The sequence below is a fragment of the Ottowia massiliensis genome (assembly GCF_900240305.1).
Lineage (GTDB): Bacteria > Pseudomonadota > Gammaproteobacteria > Burkholderiales > Burkholderiaceae_C > Ottowia > Ottowia massiliensis.
Map to the genome: position 1 here is coordinate 2,239,660 of NZ_LT964854.1, position 24,779 is coordinate 2,264,438.

Sequence of the window (24,779 nt, forward strand, 5' to 3'; positions counted from 1 at the left end):
TGGATTCAGGAGCGAATTCAGGCTTTTCGCAAGCCTGCGGTCAGGGCTTGAGCGTGACGCGCACCGCGCCCAGCTCGCTGCTGCCTTGCGCCTGCGCCTGCGCCTGGGCGGCGGCTTTCGGGGGCCAGTCAAACGGCACGCTGAGCACTTCGCGGCCGCCGACTTCGCGGGCCGCTTCCACCATCAGCTTGTAGCTGCCGGCGGGCAGATTGGGCAGGGGGCCGCTGCCGGCGGTGAAAGAAAGCGTTTGCACGCCAGAGGGGCGCGTGGCGCCGCTGACGCCATCGACGGGCATGTCCAGATTGCGGCCCGCGCGGCGCCACCACTGGCGCATGTCCTTGAGCCATTTCGTGCCCTTGCTGTCGCCGTCGGCCACGCGCACGTCGTACCAGACGGCCAGCGTGGCGGGCGTACCGGGCACATCGGCCTTGGCGTCGGCAGGCTCCACCCAGATGGCCACGTAAGGGCGGTGGTATTCGGCCACGTTCAGGCGCGGAATTTCCACGCTCACGTCCAGCCCGGCGGCCAGCGCGGGCGCGGCCAGCGCGCTACCCAGGGCCAGGGCGCAGAGGGGTTTTTTCATGTGCATTGCTCCTTTTCTTCAGGTTCAGGGGGAAGTGGATGAAAAGCGGAGGGCGGCGGCCTTCAGGGGCCATCGGGCCAAAGCGGTCAATCCAAGGCGCTCCATCAAAAACTCTCAATGCGCCATCCAGATGGCCAGCAGCGCGGGAATGAGCACACCCAGCGCGGTGATGGGCCAGGTCATGGGCCGGCTGGCCGCGTGCATCTTCATGATGAGCAGGCCCGTGGCTGAAAACACCAGCGCCGCAATGGCGAACAAGTCGATGAACCAGCGCCAGGCCGCGCCCGTGTGGCGGCCCTTGTGCAGATCGTTCAGCCAGGCAATCCAGCCCCGGTCGGTCTGCTCGTATTCCAGATCGCCCGTTTCCAGGTCGATGCGCAGCCAGGCGTCGCCGCCGGGGCGCGGCAGGGAAACGTAGGCTTCGCCCGCGTCCCACTCCGCTTTGCGGCCCTGCACGCTCACGCCCAGCTCGCGGCGTATCCAGGCCTGCACATCAGCGGGCAGGGGCGCGGGCGTTTTGGCGTCTTGCGGATCGGCGGCCCGCGCGGCTTGCAGCAAGGCGGCAGGCACGCTGGCGCGGCGCGTGCTCACCTTGGGCGCCGATTCAATCTGCCCTGCGTGGTTGAGCGTGATGCCCGTCACGGAAAACAGCGCCATGCCCAGCAGGCACAGCGCCGCGCTCACCCAGTGCCACACCGTGAAAAGCCGCAGCCAGCGGGCGCGGCGGCGCGCGGCTTGCAAATCAGGCGGGGCGGATGAGGACGGCGGCATGAACGCGATGAAGACAAAGGCGCCAGGGCAAAGAAGCGCCAGAACAAAGAAAAGCCGGAAGCAAAGCTGGAAGAAATGGCCGGAAGCAGCCAGGCCGGCGGGCCGCGCATTCTAGGGATGAAAGCCATTTGCATTGCTGAAACCCCGCCGCCCTTGTGCCCATCAAGCGCCGGGCTTCTGCCAGCCGCGCCCCTCGGCCCTTTGCGGCGGCGCGGGCAGGCAAAAGGGCCATCCGGGCCACATTCCCAACGCTGAGGCAGTCCGTATTTCGCTTCTCTATTGATAGCGATACGTCCTAGTGAAAACAGCGCAAAAGCCTTTTTTCACCCTTTTGATTTGCTCCTGTTTTTCAGCACATCCAGCCGCCTGCCGCCCGATACACTGCCCGGCGTCTGCCCTCCTCTTGCAAAAAAACCGCCATGACCGCCCGCACCGTGTTCTTTCTTTCAGACGGCACCGGCATCACCGCCGAAGCCTTTGGCAACGCCATCCTCGCGCAGTTCGACATCGCCGTGCGCCGCGTGCGCCTGCCCTTCGTCGATACGCCCGACAAGGCCCACCAGGCCCTGCGCCAGATCAACCACGTCTGCGAAACCGAAGGCCAGCGCCCGCTCGTCTTTTCCACGCTGGTGGACCGCGAAGTGCTCGAAGTCATCCGCACCGGTTGCCACGGCATGCTGATGGACACCTTCGCCACCTTCGTGCAGCCGCTGGAGCAGGAGCTGGGCGTCAAAAGCCTGCACCGCGTGGGCCGCTTTGCCGACGTGAGCCAATCGCGCGAGTACCACGACCGCATTGAAGCCATCAACTTCAGCCTCGCGCATGACGACGGCCAAAGCGACCGCGACTTGGAAAGCGCCGATGTCATCCTCGTCGGCGTCAGCCGCAGCGGCAAAACGCCCACCAGCCTGTACCTGGCCATGCAGCACGGCCTGAAAGCCGCCAACTACCCGCTCATTCCCGAAGACTTCGAGCGCCGCCAGCTTCCCCCCGCCTTGCTGGCCTGGCGGCACAAACTCTTTGGCCTGAGTATCAACCCGCAGCGCCTGGCCGAAATCCGCAGCGAACGCCGCCCCGGCTCGCGCTACGCCTCGCTGGAAAACTGCCGCATGGAAGTCAGCGAAGCCGAAGCCATGATGCGCCGCAGCGGCATCCGCTGGCTGTCCACCACCACCAAAAGCATCGAAGAAATCGCCACCACCATCTTGCAGGAGCTGCACCCGCAGCGGCTGGGATACTGAGCGCCCGCCCCGCCCCGCGCCCGGCCTGAAAAGCCGGATGCGCGGCCTTTGATCCGCCCCTGAACCTGCCCGGAGTCTGCTCATGAAGGGCTGCGAATCGGGAAGGGCAGGGGCCTTGAAGCCTTGCGGCCCGCCAAGGCTTTGCAAAGCAGCAGAGCGCCCGGATCCGCGCTTTTCGCGCCCGCAGACCGCACCCGCAGACGGACCTTGGACAGGCTCCTGGCCTTTTTTCACAGCCCGTCCGTGTCATACACCCGCCCCGTGTGGCGCGGGATGATGCTGCCGATGAGGTAGGCGCTGTTGCGGCCCGCCTCTTCCTGCGGGGCGGCCTGGATGGCGTTCACGTTCATCCATTCCTCCACGAAGGGCAGCGGGTTGGCCGCCACGCGGGGAAAGGGGCTGCCCAGGCCCAGGGTTTCATAGACGGGCTGGGCGTTGAAGATGACCGAATCCTGAAGCTTCTTGACGGTGATGCCGGGCAGCTCGCGGTCCTGGCTGCCGAGAAACTGCGACCAGTCCAGCTCGGCCTGCGTGATTTCGGTGACGATGGCCTGCGCTTTCTCGCGGTTTTGCGCCAGCCAGGCCTGGCCGCGCGCGGTATTCAGCTCGATGCGAATCACCATTTGGTCCAGCCGCTGGTGCACTTCAAACTCGTCCTGGCAGATTTTCTGGATGGCTTTGGCAATGGGCACGAACATGCCGATTTCACCAAAGGCAAAGGTCACGATGAATGAGGATATGAACTGAATGCGCTCCAGGCAATACAGCGCCACATAAAAAGCCATGACGGCGGCGTATGCCTCTTCGCCGCTGGCCTGGCCCAGCGCATAGCGGTGCGATACCGTGTAAACCTCGCCAAAAACCTGCGCCATTTTCTCCAGCCGGTGAAAGCTTTCGGTGATGGAGAGAATTTCGTTGAATACTTCGTCCGGGTTGTCGAAGCTGTTGCGCACGATTTCGGAATAAGTGAGGCCGTGCAGGTATTCATTGGCGCCAATGGCCAGCGTCACGCCCCAGAGTTCCGAATTGGTGATGAAAGGCGCCAGTATGGGCACGATGCTTTTGCTGGCCACCGTGTCGGCTTCCCACTGGTAGGCCAGGTTGTAAATCATGGCGTCATACATGCCGCGCGAGCAGGTTTTGAATTCGCTATTGCACGAGGCGTAGTCGAATTCATTTTCGTCCCAGCGCAGCGAGAGCATTTTCTTGTACATGGCGAAAAGCTCCGGATAAGGGCGGTTGATGGAATCGAGCAGGCCGCCGGGCTGGCCGAGAAAAAGATCGGTGCTTTTGTAGTCGCTCTTGTGAATGTTGAAAATGGATTCGGGAATGCTGGGCTGGGTCATGGCAATGCCTGTGAAATGGAAGGATGAAGGCGGCAGCGCATTGAAAAGAGGAGCAGATTCAGGCCCGTTGAAAATGCGGTTGCCGCAGTGTTCGTGAGGAGGTGCTGCTATGAAACAAGGAGCGAAATCAAGCCCTTTACAGGCTGCATGCTCCGCTGGCGCAGCCGCGCTCGTCAGGGGCCATTTCAAAATCGCCATCCGGGTTTTCTGGCGCTGGCGCCAAAACGGGCGCCAAACCGGAAAGGCGGCTTTTTTCGGCCATGCGGCTTTCCACCGTGGCGCTTTTGCCTTGGTCGCTGGTGAGCGAATTCTGGTAATAGCGGCCTTTCATGCCGTAGCGGCACATGGCCAGGTGCTCTTCCATGATTTCGTCGGTGTAAACCACGGGGTCGCTGGCGCGGTCGCGCCAGAAATCGGCGCTGATGCCCTGGTCGGTGAATTTCTGGAAAATGGCGTAGATTTTGATCATGTCCAGCGTGGGGATATTCCACGCCAGCTCGTAGCGGTCTTTCAGCAAATCGGAATCGGTGGCGACCCAGTCAATCACGTTGCTGTTGTCCGATTTTTTCAGCGTGATTTCGCGTATGGGATAAATGCTGTTGGGCACGCCAGCGGCCTTGGAGCTGGATTCGGTGGGCATGTGCGCCACGAGAACCGAATGGCGGATGCCGCCCTGCGCCACGATTTGCCGGCGCAGCGCCTCCCAGTCGTAGCTGTAGCGGGGAGCTGCAATTTCATCCACGGTTTTCTTGTAGGTATCAATCGGCAGCCAGCCTTCGGGCCAGCGGGTTTTGTGCATCCAGGGCGCATTGCCTTTTTCGCGGGCCAGTTGCAGGCTGGCCTTGAGCGCAAAGTAATAGTGCCGCTCGGCCAGCCAGTGGCAGTGATCGCGCCCCGCTTGCGTGGTGTATTTCAGGTTTTTGCGCGCCAGCTCGGTGGCCACGCCCATCATGCCCACGCCGGCGCTGCGGCGCGCCTTGGCCGTCATCGCCACATGCGCAAAGGGGTAGTCGGACATGTCGATGCATTTGTCGATCATTTTCAGCGCGTAATAGGCGGCGGAGGCATATTGCTCGTCGCTGTGGATATTGCAGACGACCAGCGCGGAGAGCGCGCAGATGGCGATTTCGCCGGATTCGGGTTTGTCTTCGTCCGAATAAAGGTCGGTCATGCGCCAGTATTCTTTGGTGGGCAGCGCGATTTCATTGCAGAGGTTGCTGCTGTGAATGGGGTCTTTGAAAGGCGTGTGGCGGTTGGCTTCGTCGATCCACAATTCATAATGCGTGCCGCATTCATAAGCCTGCTGGCGGGCGAGCACGACGAAATCACGGGCGCTGATGGTTTTTTTTGGGAAATCGGGATTTTTCTCGTAGGCTTCATAAAGCGCCTCGAAATGGTCCTGGTCGCCCGAAAACATGGCGTGCCACAAATCAGGCGCCGAATATTCGGTAAAGAGAAAAACCTCTTCATTGCGCGCCGCTTTTTTGGTGAAAAGGCGGTTGTACATGACGCCGAAATGCAGCTCCCGGATTTTCTTGTCTTCGGTGGACATGGGGTTTTGCAGCAGGGCGATGGTGGTGTTTTCAGGGTCAAACGCCGAGTAGTAGCTGGTGCAGGCGCCGCCGCGCCCGGCCTGCTGGTTGGCTTTGGTGGCAAAAGCCAGCGCGCGGTAATACGGCAGTTTGCCCTGGTGCGAAATGACGCCGCCGCGCACCGGATCGCCCAGCGTGCGCGTGGAAATCATGCCGCCGATGCCGGCGCTCATGCCCGTCATTTCATACGCAATATGGTCGCCAATGGCCAGCGAATGCAGGCTGTCGCCTGCCTTGTAAACGCAGCAGGAAGCGTAGCCATTGAGCCGCGTGCCCAGGTTGATGTAATTGGGGCTGGGGGCGTTGATGCGGTTGTATGAAAAATGGTTGTACCAATTGACGATGTGCTTGAGGCGCTCTTCGCGCGGCTCGTCTTCAGCCAGCGCCATGGCCATGCGCATGTAGATGAACTGGGGCGATTCATATTCCTGCCGCGTGACGCGGTTCATGAGCGCGTATTTCTTGCGCAATTGCAGGATTTGTGAATAGGCATATTCAAAATCGCGCGCGTGATCGATGAATTTTTCGATTTGCGCGTATTCGTCTTCGCTGTAGTCCAGCTCGCGCATCAGGCCCGCTGCGGCCAGTTTTTGCTGCACGGCGCGAATGGTGGGCATGTGCGTGCTGCTGCCGTAGATTTCCTTGCGCGTGACAGCAGCGTAAAGCCGCCCGGCCATGAGGCTGTAGGGCCAGCTTTTTTTCTGCACGCAGATTTTGATGAGCTGCCTTTGCAGGTCCTGGCTGGTGGTTTTGTCGCCAAAGTGGCTCATCGCCTCCATGACGACGGAGGACCAGTCCACCCGCTCGCCCAGCTGCTCGCTGGCCCAGATGGACCAGCTGTTGACTTTGGCGGGTATGAAGGGTTCTTCGCGCCCGTCGCGCTTGATGATGGTTTTGAGCAATGCGCTCTCCCCGTGAATGGATTTGCACAAAGCCGGGGCAAGGCAGAGCTGGCGCGGACAGGGTTGGGGCCAAAGCAGGCGCGTTGGGCCAGGAGCGAAACCCGTCCGGCCCGCCGCACACCCGCAGCCGCCGACAGCCATGCCAGGCAGGCCGGTATCCGGGCTTGCGGATTGCCAGATGCCCCTTCATGAGGGCGCTGGCGCAAGGCCGCCGGGCCTTCCCGCCCCATGAAGGGGGCAGTGACCGCCTTTGCGCATGGCGCGCGCGGGCTTCAGAACCTGTTCACCACCTGTCCGTGAGCGCGAAGACGCAAGCCGGGCGCGGCCCGGAGCTGGCGCGTTTTACTTCGCTTTTGAGAGCAAATTCAGGGCCATGAAAACGCCTTTATCGCACATTCTTACGGGACCTCATACTATTGAATCAATAGCAAAAAGGGCCGGTGGCTTTCAGGGCGGTTCGACGGCCGGGTTCTCTCACGGACAGGCATTGAACGGGTTCTTGGCAGCGTTGCTGATCCGCTGACCGTTGCGGGGGCAGCGCAGGCTTGGTTTACCTGCTTCCCGTTTAACTCCGTGGCATGGCCGTGGAGCACCTGTCAGGCAGAACGCCAGCCGTCTGGAAGATGGCTGGCGAGCGGCGCGGATTGTGGCACGGGCGAAAGCGCCGCGCGGCGGCTTCAGCGCACGATGCCACGGCTGGCATTGGCGAGAAAGCCGAGCATGAGGCGGGCGTCTGCGGCCATATCGGCATCACCGCTGGCGGACTGCGCCTGGATGGCCTGCCGGGCGGCATCCAGCGGCAGGCCCTGGCGGTAGATCAGGCGGTACATGTGCTTGATGACAGCGATGCGCTCTGGCGAGAAGCCCCGGCGGCGCAGGCCCTCGACGTTGATGCCCTGGGCGGCGGCGGGATTGCCGGATGCGGTGATGAAGGGCGGCAGGTCTTGCGAGAGACGGGTTTGAAAACCCGCCATGGCGTGCGCGCCCACACGCACGTACTGATGCACGCCGGTGATGCCGCCGATGACGGCCCAATCGCCAATATGCACGTGGCCCGCGAGCTGGACGGCGTTGGCCAGGATGGTGTGGCTGCCAAGCTGGCAGTCGTGGGCGATGTGGACGTAGGCCATGATCCAGTTGTCATCGCCCAGGCGGGTGACGCCGGCGTCTTGCACGGTGCCGGTGTTGATGGTGACGAACTCGCGGATGGTGTTGCCCGCGCCGATCTCCAGACGGGTGGGTTCGCCTGCGTATTTCTTGTCTTGCGGCGCTGCGCCAATGCTGGCGAACTGGAAGATGCGGTTGCCGGGGCCGATGCTGGTGCGGCCTTCAATGACGCAGTGCGCGCCAATGCGGCTGCCCGCGCCAATGCGCACATGGGGGCCAATGACGGCATAGGGGCCGACGGCGACATCTGCCGCCAGCTCAGCCGCAGGGTCAATGAGGGCGGTGGGATGAATGGCTGCCACGGCGCGCGCTTGGCAAAGGCGTGAAAAGGCCGGAAAAAAGAGGTTCAGCGCACGCGGCGCATGGTGCACATGATGGAGGCTTCCACAACCAGCTCGTCGCCCACGATGGCTTTGCAATGGAATTTGTAGATGCCGCCGCGAACGCGGTCAAATGTGGTGTGCAAGGTGAGCTGGTCGCCCGGTTCAACGGGACGCTTGAAGCGCACGCCATCCGCGCCCACAAAGTAGAAAAGCGTGTCGTCATCCAGCGAAATGCCTTCGACCATGAAGCCCAGCAGCGCCGAGGCCTGCGCCAGGGCTTCGACCATGAGCACGCCTGGCATCACGGGACGCGAAGGAAAGTGGCCGGTGAAAAAGGGTTCGTTGATGGTGACGTTCTTGAGCGCGCGCAGGGACTTGTTTTCAAGATCGACATCAAGAATGCGGTCAACCAGCAGGAACGGATAGCGGTGCGGCAGCTTTTCAAGGATGTAGTGGATGTCCATGATGTCGTTGAATCTTTTTGGTGATGGGGCAAAAAGCCCGGCCGCCGCGCTGCGGCGGCCCTTCAGCCGGAAAGCCGGGCATTGTCGCCGTTTTCCGCCAACTTTTTCTCAAGTTGTCTGACACGTTCGCGCAGAGCATGAAGATGCTTGAGCGAGGCGGCATTCTTTTCCCATGCCGCGTTGTCGTCGATGGGGAAAAAGCCGGTGTATTGGCCCGGCTTGGTAATGGAGCGCGCTACCATGGAGGCAGCGGAAATGTGGACGTGATCGGCGATATCGAGATGCCCCAGGATCATGCCCGCCCCCCCTACCGTGCAATGCGCGCCAATGCGGGCGCTGCCCGCCACGCCCACGCAGCCGGCCATGGCCGTATGAGCGCCGATGTGCGTGTTGTGGCCAATCTGGATGAGGTTGTCGAGCTTGACGCCGTCTTCAATGACGGTGTCGTCCAGCGCGCCACGGTCAATACAGGTGTTGGCGCCGATTTCGACATCATTGCCAATGCGGACGCCGCCCAGCTGTTCAATCTTGACCCATTGGCCTTGATGCGGCGCGAAGCCAAAACCATCGCCGCCAATCACCGCTCCGCTTTCAATCAGACAGCGCTCGCCAATCGTGCAGCCCGATGCCACCATGACGCGCTCGCGCAAGACAGTGTGCGCGCCAATCCGTGCGCCGCTGCCCACAAAGCATAGAGCGCCCACACGGGCAGTCGGATGAACTTGCGCACCTTCCTCCACTACAGCGCTGGGGTGAATGCCTGCCGGCTCTGGCGGCAAGTGCGTACGCTTCCAGAGCTGGGTCAGGCGGGCGAAATAGAGATAAGGGTCTGAGACAACAATGCAGTCGCCTCGCGCGCCTGCCGCCTCTTGCATGGCAGGCGCGACGATGACGCACCCGGCCTGCGTCTGTGCCAGCAAGCCCGCCAGCTTCGGATTCGGCACCAAAAAGCTGATGTCGGCAGGCGTGGCTGTTTCCAATGAAGCCAAACGCGCCACTTCGCGCTCTGGATTTCCTCGCAACTCGCCACCAAGGGCCTCAACAATGGCGGCGAGAGAAAGGCTCACAGCGCTCGAAGTGTGCGATCGTTCAGCAAAAGCATTTATTTGGATGCATTAAGGGCCTTGATGACCTTGTCAGTAATATCCAGTTGGGGATTCAGATAGACGGCTTCTTGCAGAATCACGTCATATTTTTCAGCTTCGGCCACTTGCTTGACCACGCGGTTGGCGCGATCGAGCACGGCTTGCAGCTCTTCATTGCGGCGGGCATTGAGGTCTTCCTGGAATTCACGCGATTTGCGCTGGAATTCGCGGTCTTGCTCCAGCAACTGGCGCTGGCGCTGGCTGCGCTGGCTTTCGGACAGGGTGGGCGCGTCACGCTCAAATTTTTCAGAAGCAGCGCGCAGCGCATTGCCTGCGTCGTTCAGCTCTTTCTCGCGGCGTGAGAACTCCTGCTCCAGTTTGGCCTGAGCGGCCTTGGCTGGCTCGGCTTCGCGCAGCATGCGGTCAGAATTGACGAAGCCAATGCGCGCGCCTTGCGCAAAGGCTGGCGCAGCCAGAACAATGCTGACGGACAGAAGCGAAGCGCGCAGAAGATGGCGGGGGAGAGTAGTGGTCTTGATGGTCATATCTTGAGAAGGTGACAAAAACGATTTCGGATTTCAGAAGGAAGTGCCAATCTGGAACTGGAATTTTTCAATTCTATCGCCCGCTTTTTTACGGACAGGCACAGCAAAGGCAAAGCGCAGCGGCCCCATGGGCGATATCCAGCTGACGCCCACGCCTGCGGAGGCCCGGAAGGCATCGCGCTCGATTTTTTCGTGCTCTCCCAGCAGCGCGCCTACGTCCACAAAGCCGAACAGGCGCAAAGTGCGGTCATTGCCCGCGCCCGGAAACGGGGTGATGAATTCGGTGTTGAGCGTGATTTTGCGCGCGCCGCCAATGAAGGAGCCGGTGACGTCACGCGGACCGAGGGTGGCCTGCTCGAAGCCCCGCACGGAACCCAGGCCGCCTGAATAGAAATTCTTGAACACCGGAAACGGCTGCCCGGAAAGGCCCTTGCCCCAGCCCAGCTCGCCATTGAAGGCCAGCGTGTATTGCTTGGAAAGCGGCACGTATTGCTGGTACTGGTAGTTGGTTTTGACGTAGCGCGCATCGCCCAGCAGGCCCAGTTCGCCGAACAGGCGCTGGTAGCGGCCTTCATTGGGCGCCAAGGCGCTGTCGCGCGTGTCGCGCGACCAGCCCACCGTGAACGGAAAGGAAGTGCTCTTGTAGCCAAAGCGTTCGGCATACGCCAGGTAAGCTGCCGGGATGTTGGTGCCCGTGCGGATTTCGGTGCGCTCCGCATTGACGCCCAGGTAAACCGTGTCCTGCTCCGTGACCGGCACGCCGAACTTGAGGCCCGCGCCCATCGTGATCAAACGATAGTTGCCGCCCTGATCCTGGTAAGGCTTGGCGCTGCGGTAGTACGCCTCAACGGTGCGCGAAACGCCATCAGACGTGAAGTACGGATCGGTCGTGCTCACCACCACCGTGCGGTTGTACTTGCCCGTGTTCAGTTGCAGATCCAGTTGATTGCCGGAGCCAAAAGCGTTGTCTTGCGACAGGCCGAAAGTAAAAGACAGCTTTTCAGCCGATGAATAGCCCGCGCCAATCTGCACGCTGCCCGTGGGTTTTTCCTTTACGGTCACGACCAGATCCACCTGATCCGGCGCGTCAGGCACTTCGGCGGTGCTCACGCCCACGTCAGTGAAAAAGCCCAGGCGGTCCACGCGGTCGCGCGAGAGGCGGATTTTTTCGCCGTCGTACCAGGAAGACTCGAACTGGCGGAACTCGCGGCGAATCACTTCGTCGCGCGTCTTGGTGTTGCCTTCGATATTGATGCGGCGCACGTAGGCGCGGCGGCCCGGCGCAGCCTTGATGACGAAAGCCACGCGGTGATTGCCGGAATCGACTTCGGTATCCGCATTCACCGTGGCGAAGGCATAGCCGTAGTTGCCGAACTGTTCGGTAAATGCCTTGGTCGTGGCTGTCACTTCGTCAGCGTTGTACGGCTCGCCCGGCTTGATGGTGACGAGCGACTTGAATTCGTCTTCGCGGTCCAGGTAGTTGCCCTCCAGCCGCACGCCGGAGACAACGAAGCGCTCGCCCTCGGTGATGTTGATGGTGATGGACATGGACTCCTTGTCAGGCGACATGGCCACTTGCGTGCTGTCAATCTTGAAGTCCAGGTAGCCGCGTGTCAGGTAGTAGCTGCGCAGCGCCTCCAGGTCGGCATTGAGCTTGGCGCGCGAATACTGGTTGCTCTTGGTGTACCAGCTCAGCCAGCCGCCTGTATCCAGGTCGAACAAGTCTTTGAGCTTGCTTTCGCTGAAAACACGGTTGCCGACGATGTGGATGTCTTTAATGCGCGCGGGCTGCCCTTCGGTAATGTTGAAGGCCAGGTTCACCTGATTGCGCGCCACGGGCGTGACGGTGGTCTGCACTTCAGCGCCATACAGGCTGCGGTTGATGTACTGGCGCTTGATTTCCTGCTCGGCGCGGTCAATCAGCGCCTTGTCATAGGGGCGGCCTGCGGTCATGCCCGCGTCGCGCAGGGCGTTTTGCAGAACCTCCTTGGTGAACTCGCGGTTGCCCGCGAAATCGATTTGCGCCACCGTCGGGCGCTCCTGCACGATGACCACCAGCACATCGCCTTGCACATCCAGCCGCACGTCGTTGAACAGGCCCAGCGCATACAGCGCGCGGATGGCCGCCGATCCGGTTTCATCCGTGTAGGTGTCGCCCACGCGCAAGGGCAAGGAGCCGAACACCGTGCCCGGCTCCACACGCTGCAAGCCTTCCACGCGGATGTCGCGCACGGTAAAAGGGTTGATGGCCCACGCCATTTGCGATGCCAGAGCAGCCGCCACCAGCGTAGAGAGAGTGCGCAAACGCGCGCGATGCAACAGGGTTGTCATGCAAGAAACTGGTAATTCAGAGAGAAGGCAGTCCCAGCCAGCCTTGACTGGCAATATCGTTGTACAGGGCCAGCAGCATCATGGCGAAAAGCAAAGCAGCGCCTCCTTTTTGCAGGCGCTGCATCCATGCATCTGTAACCGGCCGCCCTGTTACAGCCTCCCAAAGATAATACATGAGGTGCCCTCCATCCAGAACGGGCAGCGGCAGCAGATTGAGCACACCCAGGCTCACGCTGACAAAGGCCAGCAGCCCCAGAAAGTAGACAGGCCCCAGCCGCGCGGCCTGCCCCGCGTATCCGGCAATCGCCACAGGCCCGCTGATGTTGCGCAGTGAAATCTGCCCCATCACCATGCGGCCCATCAGCCGCAGCGTGAGCGCGGAGGTTTCCCACACTTTGGCCACGCCCCTGACTGCCGCCTGCACCGGCCCATACCGCACCAGCGTCATTTCAGGCGCGGCCCCCACCATTGCGCCGATGCGTCCAATGGGCTGCCCCTGTTCCTGCGCCAGCTCGGGCTGCACGCTCAGGCTCAGGCGCTGGCCGTGGCGGTCAATCAGCCACTCCTGGGCAGGCGGCGCGCCACGGGCGCCGCTTTCGCGAATCAGCTCGCGCAGCTGCTGCCCATCCGTGACCGGCACATGGCCCATTCGCAAAACCCGGTCGCCTTCCTTCAGGCCGGCTTTTTCAGCCGCGCCGCCTGGCAGCACGCTGCCTATCAGAGGCTGGCGCAAGGGCGAGGCGATGCCGATTTCGCGAAACATCTGCGCGTCAGGCTCGCGGCGCGCCAGTTGCGACAGGGGCAGCAGCACGTCCTTTTCAGCGCCATCGCGGTTGATTTGCAGCGTCACGTCCACGCCATCCACCGCGCCCTGCGTCAGCAGCCAGCGCACGGTTTCAAACGAGGCCACCTCTTGCGCGCCGCCGCCAGCCAGGGTGATGCGCCGCACCTCATCGCCCGCCTGCAAGCCGGCCTTTTGCGCCAATGAACCAGCGGCAGGCGGCGCCAGCAGCGCGCGCGGCTCGTCAATGCCAACCCATCCAATCAGCGTGTAAAGCGCCGCTGCCAGCGCCAGATTGGCCACCGGCCCGGCCGCGACGATGAGCGCCCGCGCACGCAGCGGCTGCGTGTTGAAAGCGCGATGGCGCTCCTGCGGCGCCACTTCGCCTTCGCGCTCGTCGAGCATCTTCACGTAGCCGCCAAAGGGAATGGCGGCAATCACAAATTCGGTGTCCTGCCCGGGGCGCGGCTTTTTCGGCTTCCAGCTCCAGAGCGTTTTGCCAAAGCCTATGGAAAAGCGCAACACCTTCACTCCGCAAGCCACGGCCATGCGGTAGTGCCCCCATTCATGCACGGCAATGAGAACGCAGATGACAACGAGAAAAGACAGAAGAGTCAGCATGAAGGGAGCAAGTAGGGAACGCGCGAAACAATTTCAAGGCGGCACCGCTGCCAGACTGGCCGCGAAGAAAACGAATTGGAACAGCAAGGCATGAACAAGAAGCAGGTGGTGCAATTCAGCTACTGTTTCAATAGCATTAAGTCCTAGTACAAATTGCGCCAGGCGGCATTTGAACGCATTCAAATCCGCTCCTCTTTTTAAGGATTGATACCGGCCAGCTTGTGTTGGGGAGCGTAGCCGTGAGCAGGCGCGTTGGCTGGGCCGCTGCTGGGCGGCGGCTTCGTTTGCGCAGGCCGCTGAGCGCCAGGTGGCTTTCAAACTCGCGCGGCGGTCCGGTGAAAGGGTCGGCAAAGGCCAGGCGGCGCGCCAGCAGTTGCAGGGGGCGCAAGGCGGGCCATGCGCGTTTCGCTGCTGGGAGTGCCTTCAGCCTCCGTGCATGGTGAAAAAGTGCTCATGGTGCAGCAGACGGCTGCGGCGCGCGGACGGCGGAGCAGGGCGGCCAGGCAGCCCGGGAGCGTCGGCGCGATGGCCTCGCATGTGCGGCTGACTTGCCGCTGGCTGAGAATCTGTTCAGAAAAGCTGCTGGCAGGCGGCGCGGGAAGCTGCACGGCGAAGGCCACTAGCCCGGTGGTATTGCAGTCAATGCAGTGAATGGGGCTTGACACGGGCAGGCCCAGCTTGCGGCGAAGGCGGGCCAGCAGGCTCTGCCGGACGAAGGGGGCCGCTGGGCGTGACGGGCATGAAATGAGGCTTGCCAGCCACGATGAGCCATTCGTCCTGGCAAATGACAGCTTCTTCGGCAGGCAGGGCGGCTCGCCTGCTGGCGCGCGCCGCCAGTAGTGCAGCCCGGGGCGGCGGGCGGCTCAGGGCGCGGATGACAGGCGCGGGGTTTGGGCGCGGCGCAGACCGCCAGCTTGCCGCCCGGCCCCTGCCGCGCCAGCGCCGCGCGGCTTTCACCTTCAGTCCCGCGCTTTCAGCAGCGCCATGCGGCGCTCCACGTCATCCAGCACATCGGCCGCGCGCACATCCAGCGCCAGGCACAGGCGCAGCAGCATGCGCACGCTGGGGCTGTTGCGGCCCAGCTCGATCAGCGAAAGGTAGTTGCGGTCCATGTCAGCGCGCAAAGCCAGATCGGACTGGCTCCAGCCCCGCTCTGTCCGCAGCTTGCGCAGCGCCTGCCCCAGCGCCTGATCGACCCCATCCGCCATGCGCATGAGCGTGCGGCCAGGCATGCCGCCGGAGCCGCACGTATCCGGCACAATCAAAAGATACATGCGCTAACATATTCACGAAATTCAAGCTATCTCCCCTCTGCATATGCGACACAACTTGTCGCAACCTCTTCCTAAACTGCCCGGCATCGCAACTTCAATCCCTCTCGCAACACCGCCAAACCCAAGCCTGCCGCCGCACCCGCTGCGTCAGCGGTATCGCCCGCCGCGCCCGCACCCGCCGCTGCCCGCCCCAAGGGCGAAAAACTGGCCCAGCGCCTCTCGCACATCATCGCCCTGCTGCACCAGGGCGACATCCTCGACAAACAGCAACTCGCCCAGCAATTCGGCGTGGACGTGCGCACCATCGAGCGCGACTTGTTCGAGCGCCTCAAAGGCATCGCCGAGCGCACGCCCGAAGGCGAATGGCGCATTGCCTCTGCCCGGCGCAGCACCATCCCCGCGCGCTACCTGAGCGAATACGGCCAGCTGGCAGGCGCCGCCGCCTTGTTCCCCGACGCCAGCTTGCCCTGGCTGATCGGGCAAATCGAAACCCGCCCCGCCGAGCGGGGCCTGCACGTGCAGCCCGTGCCGGAAGAAGACTTGCGCGGGCAAAGCCGCACCTTTGAGCAGCTGCAAACAGCCGTGCAGCAGCACCGCCCCTGCCAGTTCACCTACAAGGGCAAGCCGCGCCACACGCACCCTTACCGCCTGATTCACAAAAACGGCATCTGGTACCTGGCCGCCGCCGAGCTGAACGCACAAACAGGCGCGCAGATAGCCGCGCAGCAGCTCAAAAACTTCAGCGTCGCCCGCATCGAAGCGCTGCGCGTGGACGAGCACGCGAGCTTCGCCCCGCAGCCCGAGCACCTTGCCTACCTGGAGCGGCAGCCCGACATCTGGTTTACCCGGCAGCCTGTGGAAGCCACCTTGCGCGTGGCCGCCGCCGTCGCGCACTACTTCACCCGGCGCGATTTGCTGCCCGGCCAAATCACCCGCGCCGACGCCGACGGCAGCCTGCTGGTCACCGCCACCATCCACCACCCGCAGCAGCTGCTGCCCATCGTGCGCTACTGGATGCCCCACGTGCGCATCCTCGAACCCCAAGAATGGGACGAGCAACTCATCCTCAGCGTGCAGGAAACCCTGCGGCAATGGCTGCCCGAAAACCGCGCCAAAACCCGTTCTGAAAAGCCGTCAAAAACACGGGCCGGGAAAAAAGCCGGGAAAACCGCTGAAAAACAAACCGCAAAGCCAGCCAAGGAGCAGCCATGAATTTTCTGACCGCCCTGATGCTTGCCGTGGCCCTGTTGCTGCTTTGGCGCTTTGTCATTCTGGGCATTTTCATCTTCATACTGGCCTGCACCATCTGGGGCATTTTCATGGCGCTCAAAACCGCGCTGCGGATATTGAACCATTCCCAACAGTAAATGCAAGGAGAAAACCATGCCCATCAAACCCCCGCCTACCACCTGGCATTGCCCGAAATGCCAATGGCGCAAAACCGTCAGCCCCAAAAGCGACGCCCTGCAAGCCGGCGTGGAATGGTTCGACCATTGCCCCCAATGCGGCTGCCGCGAGATTGAATCGCGCGAGGCCACAGCGCTGGAAAGAATCACCGCCAGCCTGAAACTGTAAGCCACAGGCGTTCAGGCATTTTCATCAACCAAGCAAGGAGAGTCATATGACTTCACAAAATAATCAAATAGAACATAGGCTGGATTCGCGAGGCCTCAGCAAGGAGGAGATCAAGTTAAAAATACGCGAGAAGATACGCGAGATTAGAAGTTATACGCCAAAGGTAGGCGTTTTTGGAAATTCTGGCGTAGGCAAATCAAGCCTGTGCAATGCGCTGTTTGGCAGGGATGTGGCTGCCATCAGCGATGTGGAAGCATGCACTCGTGAACCACAGGAAATCCTGATTGGAAACAATGAATCTGGCGGAGGACTGATTCTGGTTGATTTGCCGGGTATTGGCGAAGACCCGGCCAGGCATGAGGAGTATATGGCGCTTTATGAGAGCCTTGCCCCCAATCTGGATTTGATTATCTGGGCGATCAAAGCGGATGATCGCACTTATGCTTCCGGCCTGGAGGCATATCAACGGATTGTGAAACCTGGAAAAAACGTGCCGTCTATTGTTTTTGTTATTACGCAAGTGGACAAGATTAATCCCAGCCGCGAATGGGATCGGGAAAACAGAAAACCCGGAGAAACGCAGCGGCAGAATATTACTGCAAAAATCAATGATATTTCTGCTCGTTTCAAAGTGCATGCTGGATTGATAGTGGCTGTTGCAGCAGAAGAGCAATACAATTTACAGGATATTGTTGACAAAATTGTGGAGGTGCTGCCCAAGCAGAAGAAATTTTCCGTTGCGCGGGAAGCGAAAGAAGAAAACGTTAGCGAAGCCACGCGGGTCGCAGCAGAAAAAGGCGTCTGGGAAAGTGTGAAAGAATTTGCCGGAGACGCATGGGATTCCGTAAAAGAATTCGCAAGAGATGTCGTGGTTGAAACAGCCGTGAAAACAGTAAAAGGAATAAAAGACGCTATCTTTAGTTGGCTCCGTTGAGCATTATCCCAAATTAAGCGACATGCGTTTACGCACTTTCAGGCCGTAAAATATCGCGGCCTGAAAAATCTGCCGCCAGTCTGAAGTCATCAGGCGCGGCATTCAATCAATTCCATCTACCTGGTATTCCAAAGGAAAAACAAGCCATGAGCAATGAAACCCCTCGTTCCGAAGAATCAGGCGATAGCGGCGCCCTGCATTCTGCCATCAATTCCGCTTTTGATTACGTCATTGAAAACCGGTCTGATTATTACAGGAAAAACCCCAGTAACCTTCCGCAGCTCGATAGCGTCTCCGGCCTGATATCAAGTTACACCCGGAATAATGCGGCCATTTCGGGCGGCGCGAGCCTGATTCCCGGCCCCTGGGGCATGGCTGCCGTTATTCCCGAGCTGACGCTGGTGATTCGCAACCAGATTCAGATGGTTTATGACATTGGCGTGGCCAATGGCAAGCAGGCGCAATTGACCAAGGAGTTGCTGATTGGCATTTTTCTCACCGCCATGGGCAGCAGCGCCGGAAGTCTTTTGACCATTCATGGCGGAAAGATATTGGTCAGGCGCGCATCCTTGCAGGTTATTCAAAAGATTATCGCCATGCTGGGCGGCAGGGTGACGCAGCAGGTGATTAAATCAACTGTCAGCAAATGGCTTCCTTTCGTGGGTGCGGCAGCCATGGCGACCTGGACGGGTTACATGACCAAAAATATTGGCGAGAAGGCCAATGAACTTTTCAAGCTTGAAATCGAGGATGACCCGCAAACCCTTGATATCGAACTGAAGCCTGAATGAGGAAACAGGCATGGATAGGCCCGCAGGCCGCCGGGCGATGCGGCCTGGAAATTCCATCATCAGCCTGATGGCATATCTGATGGCGGGTTTTTCGGGTTTTCTGTAACGGATGCAGCTTTGGGGAGCCTGAATGGCTCTTTTTTTCTGCTGTCCGCCTTGCGGCATTCATCGGTTTACCGTGGCGGCATCTGCCCGCGCCGCCCGCCACGCTTGCAGCAGCGGCTGGGCGAAGGGGGTCCAGGCCACGGCGGGCAGGCCGGCCTGGCGCAGGCGGGCGTTGGTCCAGGTGTTGCAGGTGCTCAAGAGGCTGTAGCGGCCGTGGGCTTCGTAAAAAGCGTCGGTTTCGCCATAGGCGCTGGCGGAGATGGGGCGGGCCAGGCCATTGGAGGCGGTCTGGAAGTAGGGGCGGATGCCTTGCGCCAGTTTCAGATATTCGGCGGGGGTGATTGGCAGGGCCGGGCTGTGCGCGGTGGCGGGCGGGGCGTGCGGCAGGTAGGTGATGTGCAAGGTGGCGCGGCCCAGGCCGCTGATGGCCTTGAGTGAGGTGCTGGCGCGCGCTTGCGCCCAGGTGGGGGTTTCCAGATAGAAGGCGCGTTCGCCCCAGCCGATGGCGATGTGGGTGGCGGCCAAAGAAGCGCTTTGCGGGCCGAGCAGGCTGCGCCAGTCCAACCATTCGTTGCTCAAAGGCATGACGATGTCAGTGTGCAGGCCGTTGCTGAGAAGGTAGATAGTGATACGGCTTTCAGCCACAGGCGGGCGGGCGGTGTTCAGGCGCACGCAGCCCAGCGCGGCGGCGGCCAGCAGGTACAGCAGCGCCAGCGCGAGAAGAGTACAGGCGGCGCGAAGAAGCAGGCGGGCGGGGCGCGGCAGGCGGCGGGTCATGGGCGGCGGGCGGGCGCGCTGGCGAGGGCGGCGCGGCTCGTGGCGCTGGGCCGGGGTTTGTCAGAAAGAGGAGCAAATTCAAGGGTTCCAAACGCCGCCTTGCGCAGGTTTGACTAGGACATCTTGCTATCAATCAAGGAGCGAAAAATAGCAAAGATGACAAGGCGGCGGCAGGCCCTGTCTGGGGCTAGCCCTGCGCCGGGGCGGGCTGGCGGGCGAGGTGTTCCAGCATGCGGCGGTAGATGTTCTTGAGCGGCTCCAGATCGGCCAGGGCGATGTGTTCGTCGATTTGGTGAATGGTGGCGTTGGGCGGGCCGAGTTCGATGACCTGGGGGCAGATGCGGGCGATGAAGCGGCCGTCGCTGGTACCGCCGCTGGTGGAGAGTTCGGTTTGCAGGCCGGTTTCGGCGTGGATGGCGGCGCGGGCGGCATCGACCAGCGGGCCGGGGCGGGTGAGGAAAGGCTGGCCGCTCAAAGTCCATTCAATGGAGAAGTTCAGCCCGTGCTTGTGCAGCACGGCTTGCAGGCGCTGCTGAAGGCTCTCGGGCGTGGATTCGGTGCAGAAGCGGAAGTTGAAGTCCATGACGGCTTCGCCGGGGATGACGTTGGTGGCGCCCGTGCCGGCGTGCAGGTTGCTCACTTGCCAGGTGGTGGGGGGAAAGCTGTCGTTGCCTGCGTCCCACTGCGTGGCGGCCAGCTCGGCCAGGGCGGGGGCCAGCTCGTGCAGGGGGTTGCGGGCCAGGTGGGGGTAGGCGACGTGGCCTTGCACGCCGCGCACGGTCAGGCGCCCGGAAAGAGAACCCCGGCGGCCGTTTTTGATCATGTCGCCCGTGCGTTGCACAGCGGTGGGTTCGCCCACGATGCACCAGTCGAGCCGCTCGCCGCGCGCCTGAAGCTGGCGGCAGGCGGCCACGGTGCCGTCGGTGGCGGGGCCTTCTTCGTCGCTGGTGAGCAGCAGGGCCACGTTCAGCGGCGCTTGCGGCTGTGCCCGGAAAAATTCTTCGGCGGCGACGATGAAGGCGGCGATGGAGCTTTTCATGTCGCTCGCGCCCCGGGCGTAGAGCTTGCCGCCGCGCACTTGCGGCTCGAAAGGCGGGCTGCTCCAGCGCCCGGGCGGGCCGGGGGGCACCACGTCGGTGTGGCCCGCAAAAACCAGCGTGCCTGCGGGCAGGGCGGCGGCGCGCCTGGCCCAGAGGTTGCGCACGCGCGCGCTGGCGGGGCCGCTGCTCATGTCTTCGCAGACAAAGCCCAGCGGTTCGATGCGCTGGCGGATGAGGTCCATGCAGCCCGCGTCATCGGGCGTGACGGAGGGGCGCGCGAGCAGGGCCTGGGCCAGCAGCAGGGTGGGTGAGGAGGGCAGGGCGGTCATGGCGGGGTTGTGGCGCGAGTGGCTTGGCAAGGGGTGGAGGAAAGAGCGGGGAAAGGGCGGAGGAAAGGGTGGGGAGCGCTGGCGGCGGCCCGGCGCTGAAGACCCGCCTGCAAGCCGCCCGCAGGTGTTGGAGGGCGCGGCGGGGTTATCAACAAGAGGAGCAAATTGAAAGGGGCTGAAAAGGCATTTCGCGCTGTTTCCACCAGGGCATCATGCTATGAATAGAGGAGCGAAATGAAGTGGCGTATTGGGCTTTTTCGCCCGCTGCTTGAGCTTTGCCGGGCTGTTCCGCTTTTTGGGCTGCCCGCAGCCGGGCCATGAGCAGGGGGCTGGCGCGGCGCGGGCGGCCTCAGTCGCGCGGGGGCGAGAGGATGGTGCGGTTGTTGCGCTCGTCCATGGGGCTGACCAGGCCCGCCGCTTCCATGGAGTCAAGCAGGCGGGCGGAGCGGCCATAGCCGATGCGCAGGGCGCGTTGCAGGGCGGAGATGGTGGCCTTGCGCTGGGTGAGGACGAATTCGACGGCGCGGTCGTACATGACGTCTTGCTCGTCGCCGCCGCCAAAGCCTTCGCCGCTGTAGGAGGCGCTGCCGCCGCTGTCTTCGCCATCGGCCACGCCGCCTTCGAGCACGCCTTCGATGTAGTTCGGCTCGCCCTGGGATTTGAGGTATTCGACGACGCGGTGCACTTCGTCGTCGCTGACGAAGGCGCCGTGCACGCGCTGGGGCAGGCCCACGCCGGCGGGCAGGTAGAGCATGTCGCCCATGCCGAGCAGGGTTTCGGCGCCCATCTGGTCCAGGATGGTGCGGCTGTCGATCTTGCTGCTGACCTGAAAGGCGATGCGCGTGGGGATGTTGGCCTTGATGAGGCCGGTGATGACGTCCACGCTGGGGCGCTGGGTGGCCAGGATGAGGTGAATGCCGGCGGCGCGCGCCTTTTGCGCCAGGCGGGCGATGAGTTCTTCAATTTTCTTGCCCACGACCATCATGAGGTCGGCCAGCTCGTCAATGACGACGACGATGTGGGGCAGGCGCTCCAGCGGCTCCGGGTCGTCGGGGGTGAGGCTGAAGGGGTTGTAGATGAACTGGCCCTGCGCGCGGGCTTCGTCGATTTTTTTGTTGAAGCCGGCCAGATTGCGCACGCCGGCCTTGCTCATGAGCTTGTAGCGGCGCTCCATTTCGGCCACGCACCAGTTCAGGCCGTGGGCGGCCTGCTTCATGTCGGTGACCACGGGGCAGAGCAGATGCGGAATGCCTTCATAGACGCTCATTTCCAGCATCTTGGGATCGACCATGAGCAGGCGCACGTCTTTGGGTTCGGCCTTGTAGAGCAGGCTGAGGATCATGGCGTTGATGCCGACGGACTTGCCCGAGCCGGTGGTGCCGGCGACCAGCACGTGGGGCATCTTTGCCAGATCGGCCACGACGGGGTTGCCGATGATGTCTTTGCCCAGGCCGACGGTCAGCAGGCTTTTGGCTTCGTGATAGACCTGCGAGCCGAGGATTTCGGAGAGGTGGATGGTCTGGCGCTTGGCGTTGGGCAGCTCCAGGGCCATGTAGTTCTTGCCGGGAATGGTTTCAACGACGCGGATGGAAACGAGGCTGAGGCTGCGGGCCAGGTCTTTGGCGAGATTGACGACTTGCGCGCCCTTGACGCCGGTGGCCGGTTCAATCTCGTAGCGGGTGATGACGGGGCCGGGCGAGGCATGCACCACGTGCACCTGCACGCCAAAGTCCTTGAGCTTTTTCTCGATCAGGCGGCTGGTCATCTCCAGCGCGTCGGCGCCCATGCTCTCGCTTTGCACGGGGGCGACGTCAAGCAGGCTCACCTGCGGCAGGGGGCTGTCGGGAATGTCGGCGAACAGGGGTTTCTGGCGCTCTTTGGCCACGCGCTCGCTGGGCTGCAAGGGAGCGGGCGCCGTGATGGCAGGCCCCGCCGGGCGGACGGCGAAGGCATCGGCCAGGGCAGGGCCTGGCGGCTCGTCGGGATCGAAGGGCGGAAGATCGTCCAGCGTGGGTTCGTGCCGGGCGGCAAAGGCGGCAAAAGTGTCGCGCTCAGGCGTGGCTTCGCGGGACTCGCGCGCAGGGCGCGGCTCCACGGTTTCAACCGGCCCGGCGGCGTCGCGCAAGATGGCGCTTTCAGCAGGCGCGGCGGCAGAGGCCGGAGCGGGCGTGGCGGCGGGCAGTTCAATGACCTGCGGCTCCACGCGCCGCGCGGCGGGCGCTTGCGCGGCCGGGGGCGGCGCGTCGGCGGCGGGGGGAACGTCGGCGGTCTTGTGCAAATCGTGCCGCTGGCGGGCGGCGCGGTAGCCCACGTAGCCGTCTTGCAGCCGGGCAAGATGGGAGCCAAAGGCGCGGCCCAGGGCGCAGACCAGCGCGCCCACCCGCTCGGCCATGCGGCCCCATGAAAAGTCCAGCGCCAAGGCCGCGCCCACCATGACGCCCGCCACGCCCAGCAAAGTGGAGCCGACAGGCCCCAGCCATTGCGTGGCCAGCGGCCCGCCCAGCGCGCCCAGCGCGCCGCCCGCCTTGCCGGGCAGCAGGCCATCCCACTGATAAAGACGCATCCACTCCAGGCACGAGCTGGCCAGCAGCAGCAGCCCCAGCCCCAGCCAAAAGCCCACGCGGCGCGGCAGCAAGCGCCGCCAAAAGCCGCGCGCCGGCGCGGGCTGGGGCGCGCCGCGCATCCACGCTGCCACGCCGCTCAGCCAGGCGCGCAAGCCAGCGGCCACGCACCACCAGGCAGAAAAGCCCAGCAGCACGTAAGACAGATCAGCCAGCCACGCGCCCAGCTTGCCGCCCGCGTTGCGCACCGGGCCGCCCGCGCCGGAAGTGGACCAGGCGGCATCTTGCGGCGAGTAGGTTGTGAGCGCGAGAACGGCAAACGCCAGCGCCACCGCGCCCGCCAGCAGCAGCAGCTCTTGCGAGACGCGCGTCAGCGTGGCCGGCGGCCTGCCCGCAGGGGAATCCAGGGTTTTGAGGGAATAAGCCATGTTCAAAAAAACAGTATCGGGCAAGCTTACCGCAGCCTGCCAGGGCCGCATGGCAAACCGCCTTCAGCAGCGCTGCCGACACTTGCCGGGCCTCTGGCCAGGCGGAAATAAACGCAAAGCGGACAAGCGCAAAACCTGGCCGCGCCTGTGGTTCCAGGCAATAAGCAAGTCTTCAGGGCTTGTTCGCGTTTTCCAGAAACTCCGTGCGCAGCCAGCGCGCGCGGTCTTCGGTCATTCGGGCTTTGGCATAGGCGTATTCCATGAAATAGACCGATCCATATTTCGCCTGCGGGTTTTCATTGAGCGCCAGCGAAAAAAGCGCCTTCAAATCCGCATCGCGCTGCTGGAGCCACAGCTGTTGCGCTGCCTGAAGCTGCCGCAGCCGCACTTTGTCGTCACGGTTCGCTTCCCGGATGCGTCCGTAAGTCTCATTGAGTTCCGCATCCGCCCGCTCCAGTGTCTGCACGGCACAGGCATTGAGTTCGGCTTGCGTGCCTTCCGGGTTGCACGAGCCGCCCGCCGCCCACAGGGGCGTAGCCAGCAGGGCGGATGCGGCCAGGCCCAGGCAGGCCAGCAGGCGGCCTGCTCTGGCCCCTACTTTTGATATTGCGCGGGTTGCACAGGCGAAATGGGGCATGGCTTGATTCCTTTCAGAAGATCGAAAAAGCATGGTTATAAGGCAACGGCGCAGAGCAGCCTGAAATCAGAAGCCGTCATGTTCAGCGATTGCGCCAGGCAAAGGATTTCAGACACTTCTTTTTTAATTCGGCCGCATATTGCTCCATTCGCGCCGGTATTTTCCGTATTCATTCAGGTAATCTGCTTGAATGCTGAATGGATTCAGCGTTTTCAGCCTTTGCTGGCGTGCGCCGCAATCAAAATCCGGCGGCTGTTTTCATGGGCAGGGCGGCGCAAGGGGCACTTGCCCGTGCTGCAAGGGGCATCAGAATTATCAAAACAGGAGCGAATACAGAGGGTGGAAAAGCCGTTTTGCGCACATTCTTCTAGGACATCATGCTATGGATAGAGGAGCGAATACAGTCTGCTTTGCCCGCTTTTTTCCGCTCTCTCGCTTCGCTCTTGCGTGCCGTTTGCGGCCAGGACATGAGCGGGTTTTCGCTTGCGGGCATGGGGCGGGGCGCGCCAGGCAGGCCGTGACGGGCGGATCCGCTGCCTAAAATTCCCGCCTTTTTTCAGCCTTGCGCCCTTTCTC

At 62.4% G+C, this 24,779-nt stretch carries 25 protein-coding genes and 1 riboswitch; of the genes, 7 read left to right on the forward strand and 18 right to left on the reverse strand.

The genetic code is table 11. The features are described 5' to 3' along the window. Window positions 1-40: 40 nt before the first annotated feature. Together C1720_RS10020 and C1720_RS10025 are read right to left on the reverse strand one after the other, a co-directional pair. Entirely contained in the window at window positions 41-583 is a 543-nt protein-coding gene (locus C1720_RS10020; protein ID WP_439650756.1) for a DUF2271 domain-containing protein, read from the reverse strand. Window positions 584-697: 114 nt separating this feature from the next. After that, window positions 698-1,354, reverse strand: coding sequence for a PepSY-associated TM helix domain-containing protein (locus C1720_RS10025; protein ID WP_102284094.1), 657 nt, complete (start codon window positions 1,352-1,354; stop codon window positions 698-700). 419 nt (window positions 1,355-1,773) lie between these two features. Here C1720_RS10025 and ppsR point away from each other — a divergent pair, with 419 nt between their 5' ends. Continuing rightward, on the forward strand, window positions 1,774-2,595 hold the full coding sequence (gene ppsR, locus C1720_RS10030) for a posphoenolpyruvate synthetase regulatory kinase/phosphorylase PpsR (RefSeq protein ID WP_102284095.1): 822 nt from the start codon (window positions 1,774-1,776) through the stop codon (window positions 2,593-2,595). A 230-nt stretch (window positions 2,596-2,825) separates the two neighbouring features. On the opposite strand, the gene C1720_RS10035 is transcribed toward ppsR, so the two are convergent. The 11 genes from C1720_RS10035 to C1720_RS14450 form a co-directional block, all read right to left on the reverse strand. Continuing rightward, window positions 2,826-3,941 (reverse strand): ribonucleotide-diphosphate reductase subunit beta, encoded by a 1,116-nt coding sequence (locus tag C1720_RS10035; RefSeq protein ID WP_050714482.1) that lies wholly within the window; start codon window positions 3,939-3,941, stop codon window positions 2,826-2,828. A 136-nt stretch (window positions 3,942-4,077) separates the two neighbouring features. Beyond that, window positions 4,078-6,435: a ribonucleoside-diphosphate reductase subunit alpha gene (locus tag C1720_RS10040; protein ID WP_158241697.1), complete on the reverse strand. Its 2,358-nt coding sequence runs from the start codon at window positions 6,433-6,435 to the stop codon at window positions 4,078-4,080. 418 nt (window positions 6,436-6,853) lie between these two features. Further along, window positions 6,854-7,047, reverse strand: a riboswitch (cobalamin riboswitch). A 65-nt stretch (window positions 7,048-7,112) separates the two neighbouring features. Continuing rightward, complete coding sequence (lpxA, locus tag C1720_RS10045) at window positions 7,113-7,904, reverse strand: acyl-ACP--UDP-N-acetylglucosamine O-acyltransferase (protein WP_102284622.1); 792 nt, start codon at window positions 7,902-7,904, stop codon at window positions 7,113-7,115. Window positions 7,905-7,948: 44 nt separating this feature from the next. Next, window positions 7,949-8,392, reverse strand: coding sequence for a 3-hydroxyacyl-ACP dehydratase FabZ (gene fabZ / locus C1720_RS10050; RefSeq protein WP_102284098.1), 444 nt, complete (start codon window positions 8,390-8,392; stop codon window positions 7,949-7,951). A 59-nt stretch (window positions 8,393-8,451) separates the two neighbouring features. Beyond that, on the reverse strand, window positions 8,452-9,456 hold the full coding sequence (lpxD, locus tag C1720_RS10055) for a UDP-3-O-(3-hydroxymyristoyl)glucosamine N-acyltransferase (RefSeq protein ID WP_102284099.1): 1,005 nt from the start codon (window positions 9,454-9,456) through the stop codon (window positions 8,452-8,454). A 35-nt stretch (window positions 9,457-9,491) separates the two neighbouring features. After that, entirely contained in the window at window positions 9,492-10,019 is a 528-nt protein-coding gene (locus C1720_RS10060) for an OmpH/Skp family outer membrane protein (protein ID WP_102284100.1), read from the reverse strand. A gap of 33 nt (window positions 10,020-10,052) precedes the next feature. Further along, window positions 10,053-12,350 (reverse strand): outer membrane protein assembly factor BamA, encoded by a 2,298-nt coding sequence (gene bamA, locus C1720_RS10065; RefSeq protein WP_102284101.1) that lies wholly within the window; start codon window positions 12,348-12,350, stop codon window positions 10,053-10,055. 16 nt (window positions 12,351-12,366) lie between these two features. Continuing rightward, window positions 12,367-13,752, reverse strand: a complete 1,386-nt coding sequence (gene rseP / locus C1720_RS10070) for an RIP metalloprotease RseP (protein ID WP_102284102.1) — start codon at window positions 13,750-13,752, stop codon at window positions 12,367-12,369. Window positions 13,753-13,785: 33 nt separating this feature from the next. Continuing rightward, window positions 13,786-14,070 carry a hypothetical protein gene (locus tag C1720_RS13800; RefSeq protein WP_158241698.1) on the reverse strand — a complete coding sequence of 95 codons (285 nt, stop codon included), beginning with the start codon at window positions 14,068-14,070 and terminating at the stop codon, window positions 13,786-13,788. A 641-nt stretch (window positions 14,071-14,711) separates the two neighbouring features. After that, window positions 14,712-15,026 (reverse strand): helix-turn-helix domain-containing protein, encoded by a 315-nt coding sequence (locus tag C1720_RS10090; protein WP_082202797.1) that lies wholly within the window; start codon window positions 15,024-15,026, stop codon window positions 14,712-14,714. A 147-nt stretch (window positions 15,027-15,173) separates the two neighbouring features. Next, window positions 15,174-15,296, reverse strand: a complete 123-nt coding sequence (locus C1720_RS14450; protein WP_255397821.1) for a hypothetical protein — start codon at window positions 15,294-15,296, stop codon at window positions 15,174-15,176. Window positions 15,297-15,314: 18 nt separating this feature from the next. Between C1720_RS14450 and C1720_RS10095 the strand changes: the two genes are divergently transcribed. The 5 genes from C1720_RS10095 (at window position 15,315) to C1720_RS10110 (ending at window position 18,326) form a co-directional block, all read left to right on the forward strand. Further along, window positions 15,315-16,238 carry a WYL domain-containing protein gene (locus C1720_RS10095; RefSeq protein WP_158241699.1) on the forward strand — a complete coding sequence of 308 codons (924 nt, stop codon included), beginning with the start codon at window positions 15,315-15,317 and terminating at the stop codon, window positions 16,236-16,238. After that, complete coding sequence (locus tag C1720_RS13805; protein ID WP_158241700.1) at window positions 16,235-16,393, forward strand: hypothetical protein; 159 nt, start codon at window positions 16,235-16,237, stop codon at window positions 16,391-16,393. Before C1720_RS10095 ends, C1720_RS13805 begins: the two co-directional genes overlap by 4 nt. A 16-nt stretch (window positions 16,394-16,409) precedes the next feature. Beyond that, complete coding sequence (locus C1720_RS10100) at window positions 16,410-16,601, forward strand: hypothetical protein (protein WP_102284106.1); 192 nt, start codon at window positions 16,410-16,412, stop codon at window positions 16,599-16,601. Between the two features lie 46 nt (window positions 16,602-16,647). Then, window positions 16,648-17,535, forward strand: a complete 888-nt coding sequence (locus C1720_RS10105; protein WP_102284107.1) for a GTPase family protein — start codon at window positions 16,648-16,650, stop codon at window positions 17,533-17,535. 146 nt (window positions 17,536-17,681) lie between these two features. Further along, the gene (locus C1720_RS10110; RefSeq protein WP_102284108.1) at window positions 17,682-18,326 is read left to right on the forward strand and encodes a hypothetical protein; all 645 of its coding nucleotides are present in this window, start codon (window positions 17,682-17,684) and stop codon (window positions 18,324-18,326) included. Between the two features lie 165 nt (window positions 18,327-18,491). Here the strand turns inward: C1720_RS10110 and C1720_RS10115 are convergent, their stop codons facing one another. The 5 genes from C1720_RS10115 to C1720_RS13810 all read right to left on the reverse strand — a co-directional run bounded on the left by C1720_RS10115 (window position 18,492) and on the right by C1720_RS13810 (window position 24,376). Then, complete coding sequence (locus C1720_RS10115; protein ID WP_102284109.1) at window positions 18,492-19,208, reverse strand: TIGR02117 family protein; 717 nt, start codon at window positions 19,206-19,208, stop codon at window positions 18,492-18,494. 187 nt (window positions 19,209-19,395) lie between these two features. After that, window positions 19,396-20,577, reverse strand: coding sequence for a succinyl-diaminopimelate desuccinylase (dapE, locus tag C1720_RS10120; protein ID WP_102284623.1), 1,182 nt, complete (start codon window positions 20,575-20,577; stop codon window positions 19,396-19,398). A gap of 349 nt (window positions 20,578-20,926) precedes the next feature. Next, window positions 20,927-23,566, reverse strand: coding sequence for a DNA translocase FtsK (locus C1720_RS14510; RefSeq protein WP_158241701.1), 2,640 nt, complete (start codon window positions 23,564-23,566; stop codon window positions 20,927-20,929). 172 nt (window positions 23,567-23,738) lie between these two features. Further along, window positions 23,739-24,203: a lysozyme inhibitor LprI family protein gene (locus C1720_RS10130; protein WP_158241702.1), complete on the reverse strand. Its 465-nt coding sequence runs from the start codon at window positions 24,201-24,203 to the stop codon at window positions 23,739-23,741. Between the two features lie 35 nt (window positions 24,204-24,238). Beyond that, on the reverse strand, window positions 24,239-24,376 hold the full coding sequence (locus tag C1720_RS13810) for a hypothetical protein (protein ID WP_158241703.1): 138 nt from the start codon (window positions 24,374-24,376) through the stop codon (window positions 24,239-24,241). A gap of 24 nt (window positions 24,377-24,400) precedes the next feature. Here C1720_RS13810 and C1720_RS14025 point away from each other — a divergent pair, with 24 nt between their 5' ends. Then, window positions 24,401-24,574, forward strand: coding sequence for a hypothetical protein (locus tag C1720_RS14025; protein ID WP_199170992.1), 174 nt, complete (start codon window positions 24,401-24,403; stop codon window positions 24,572-24,574). The last annotated feature ends 205 nt before the right edge of the window (window positions 24,575-24,779 follow it).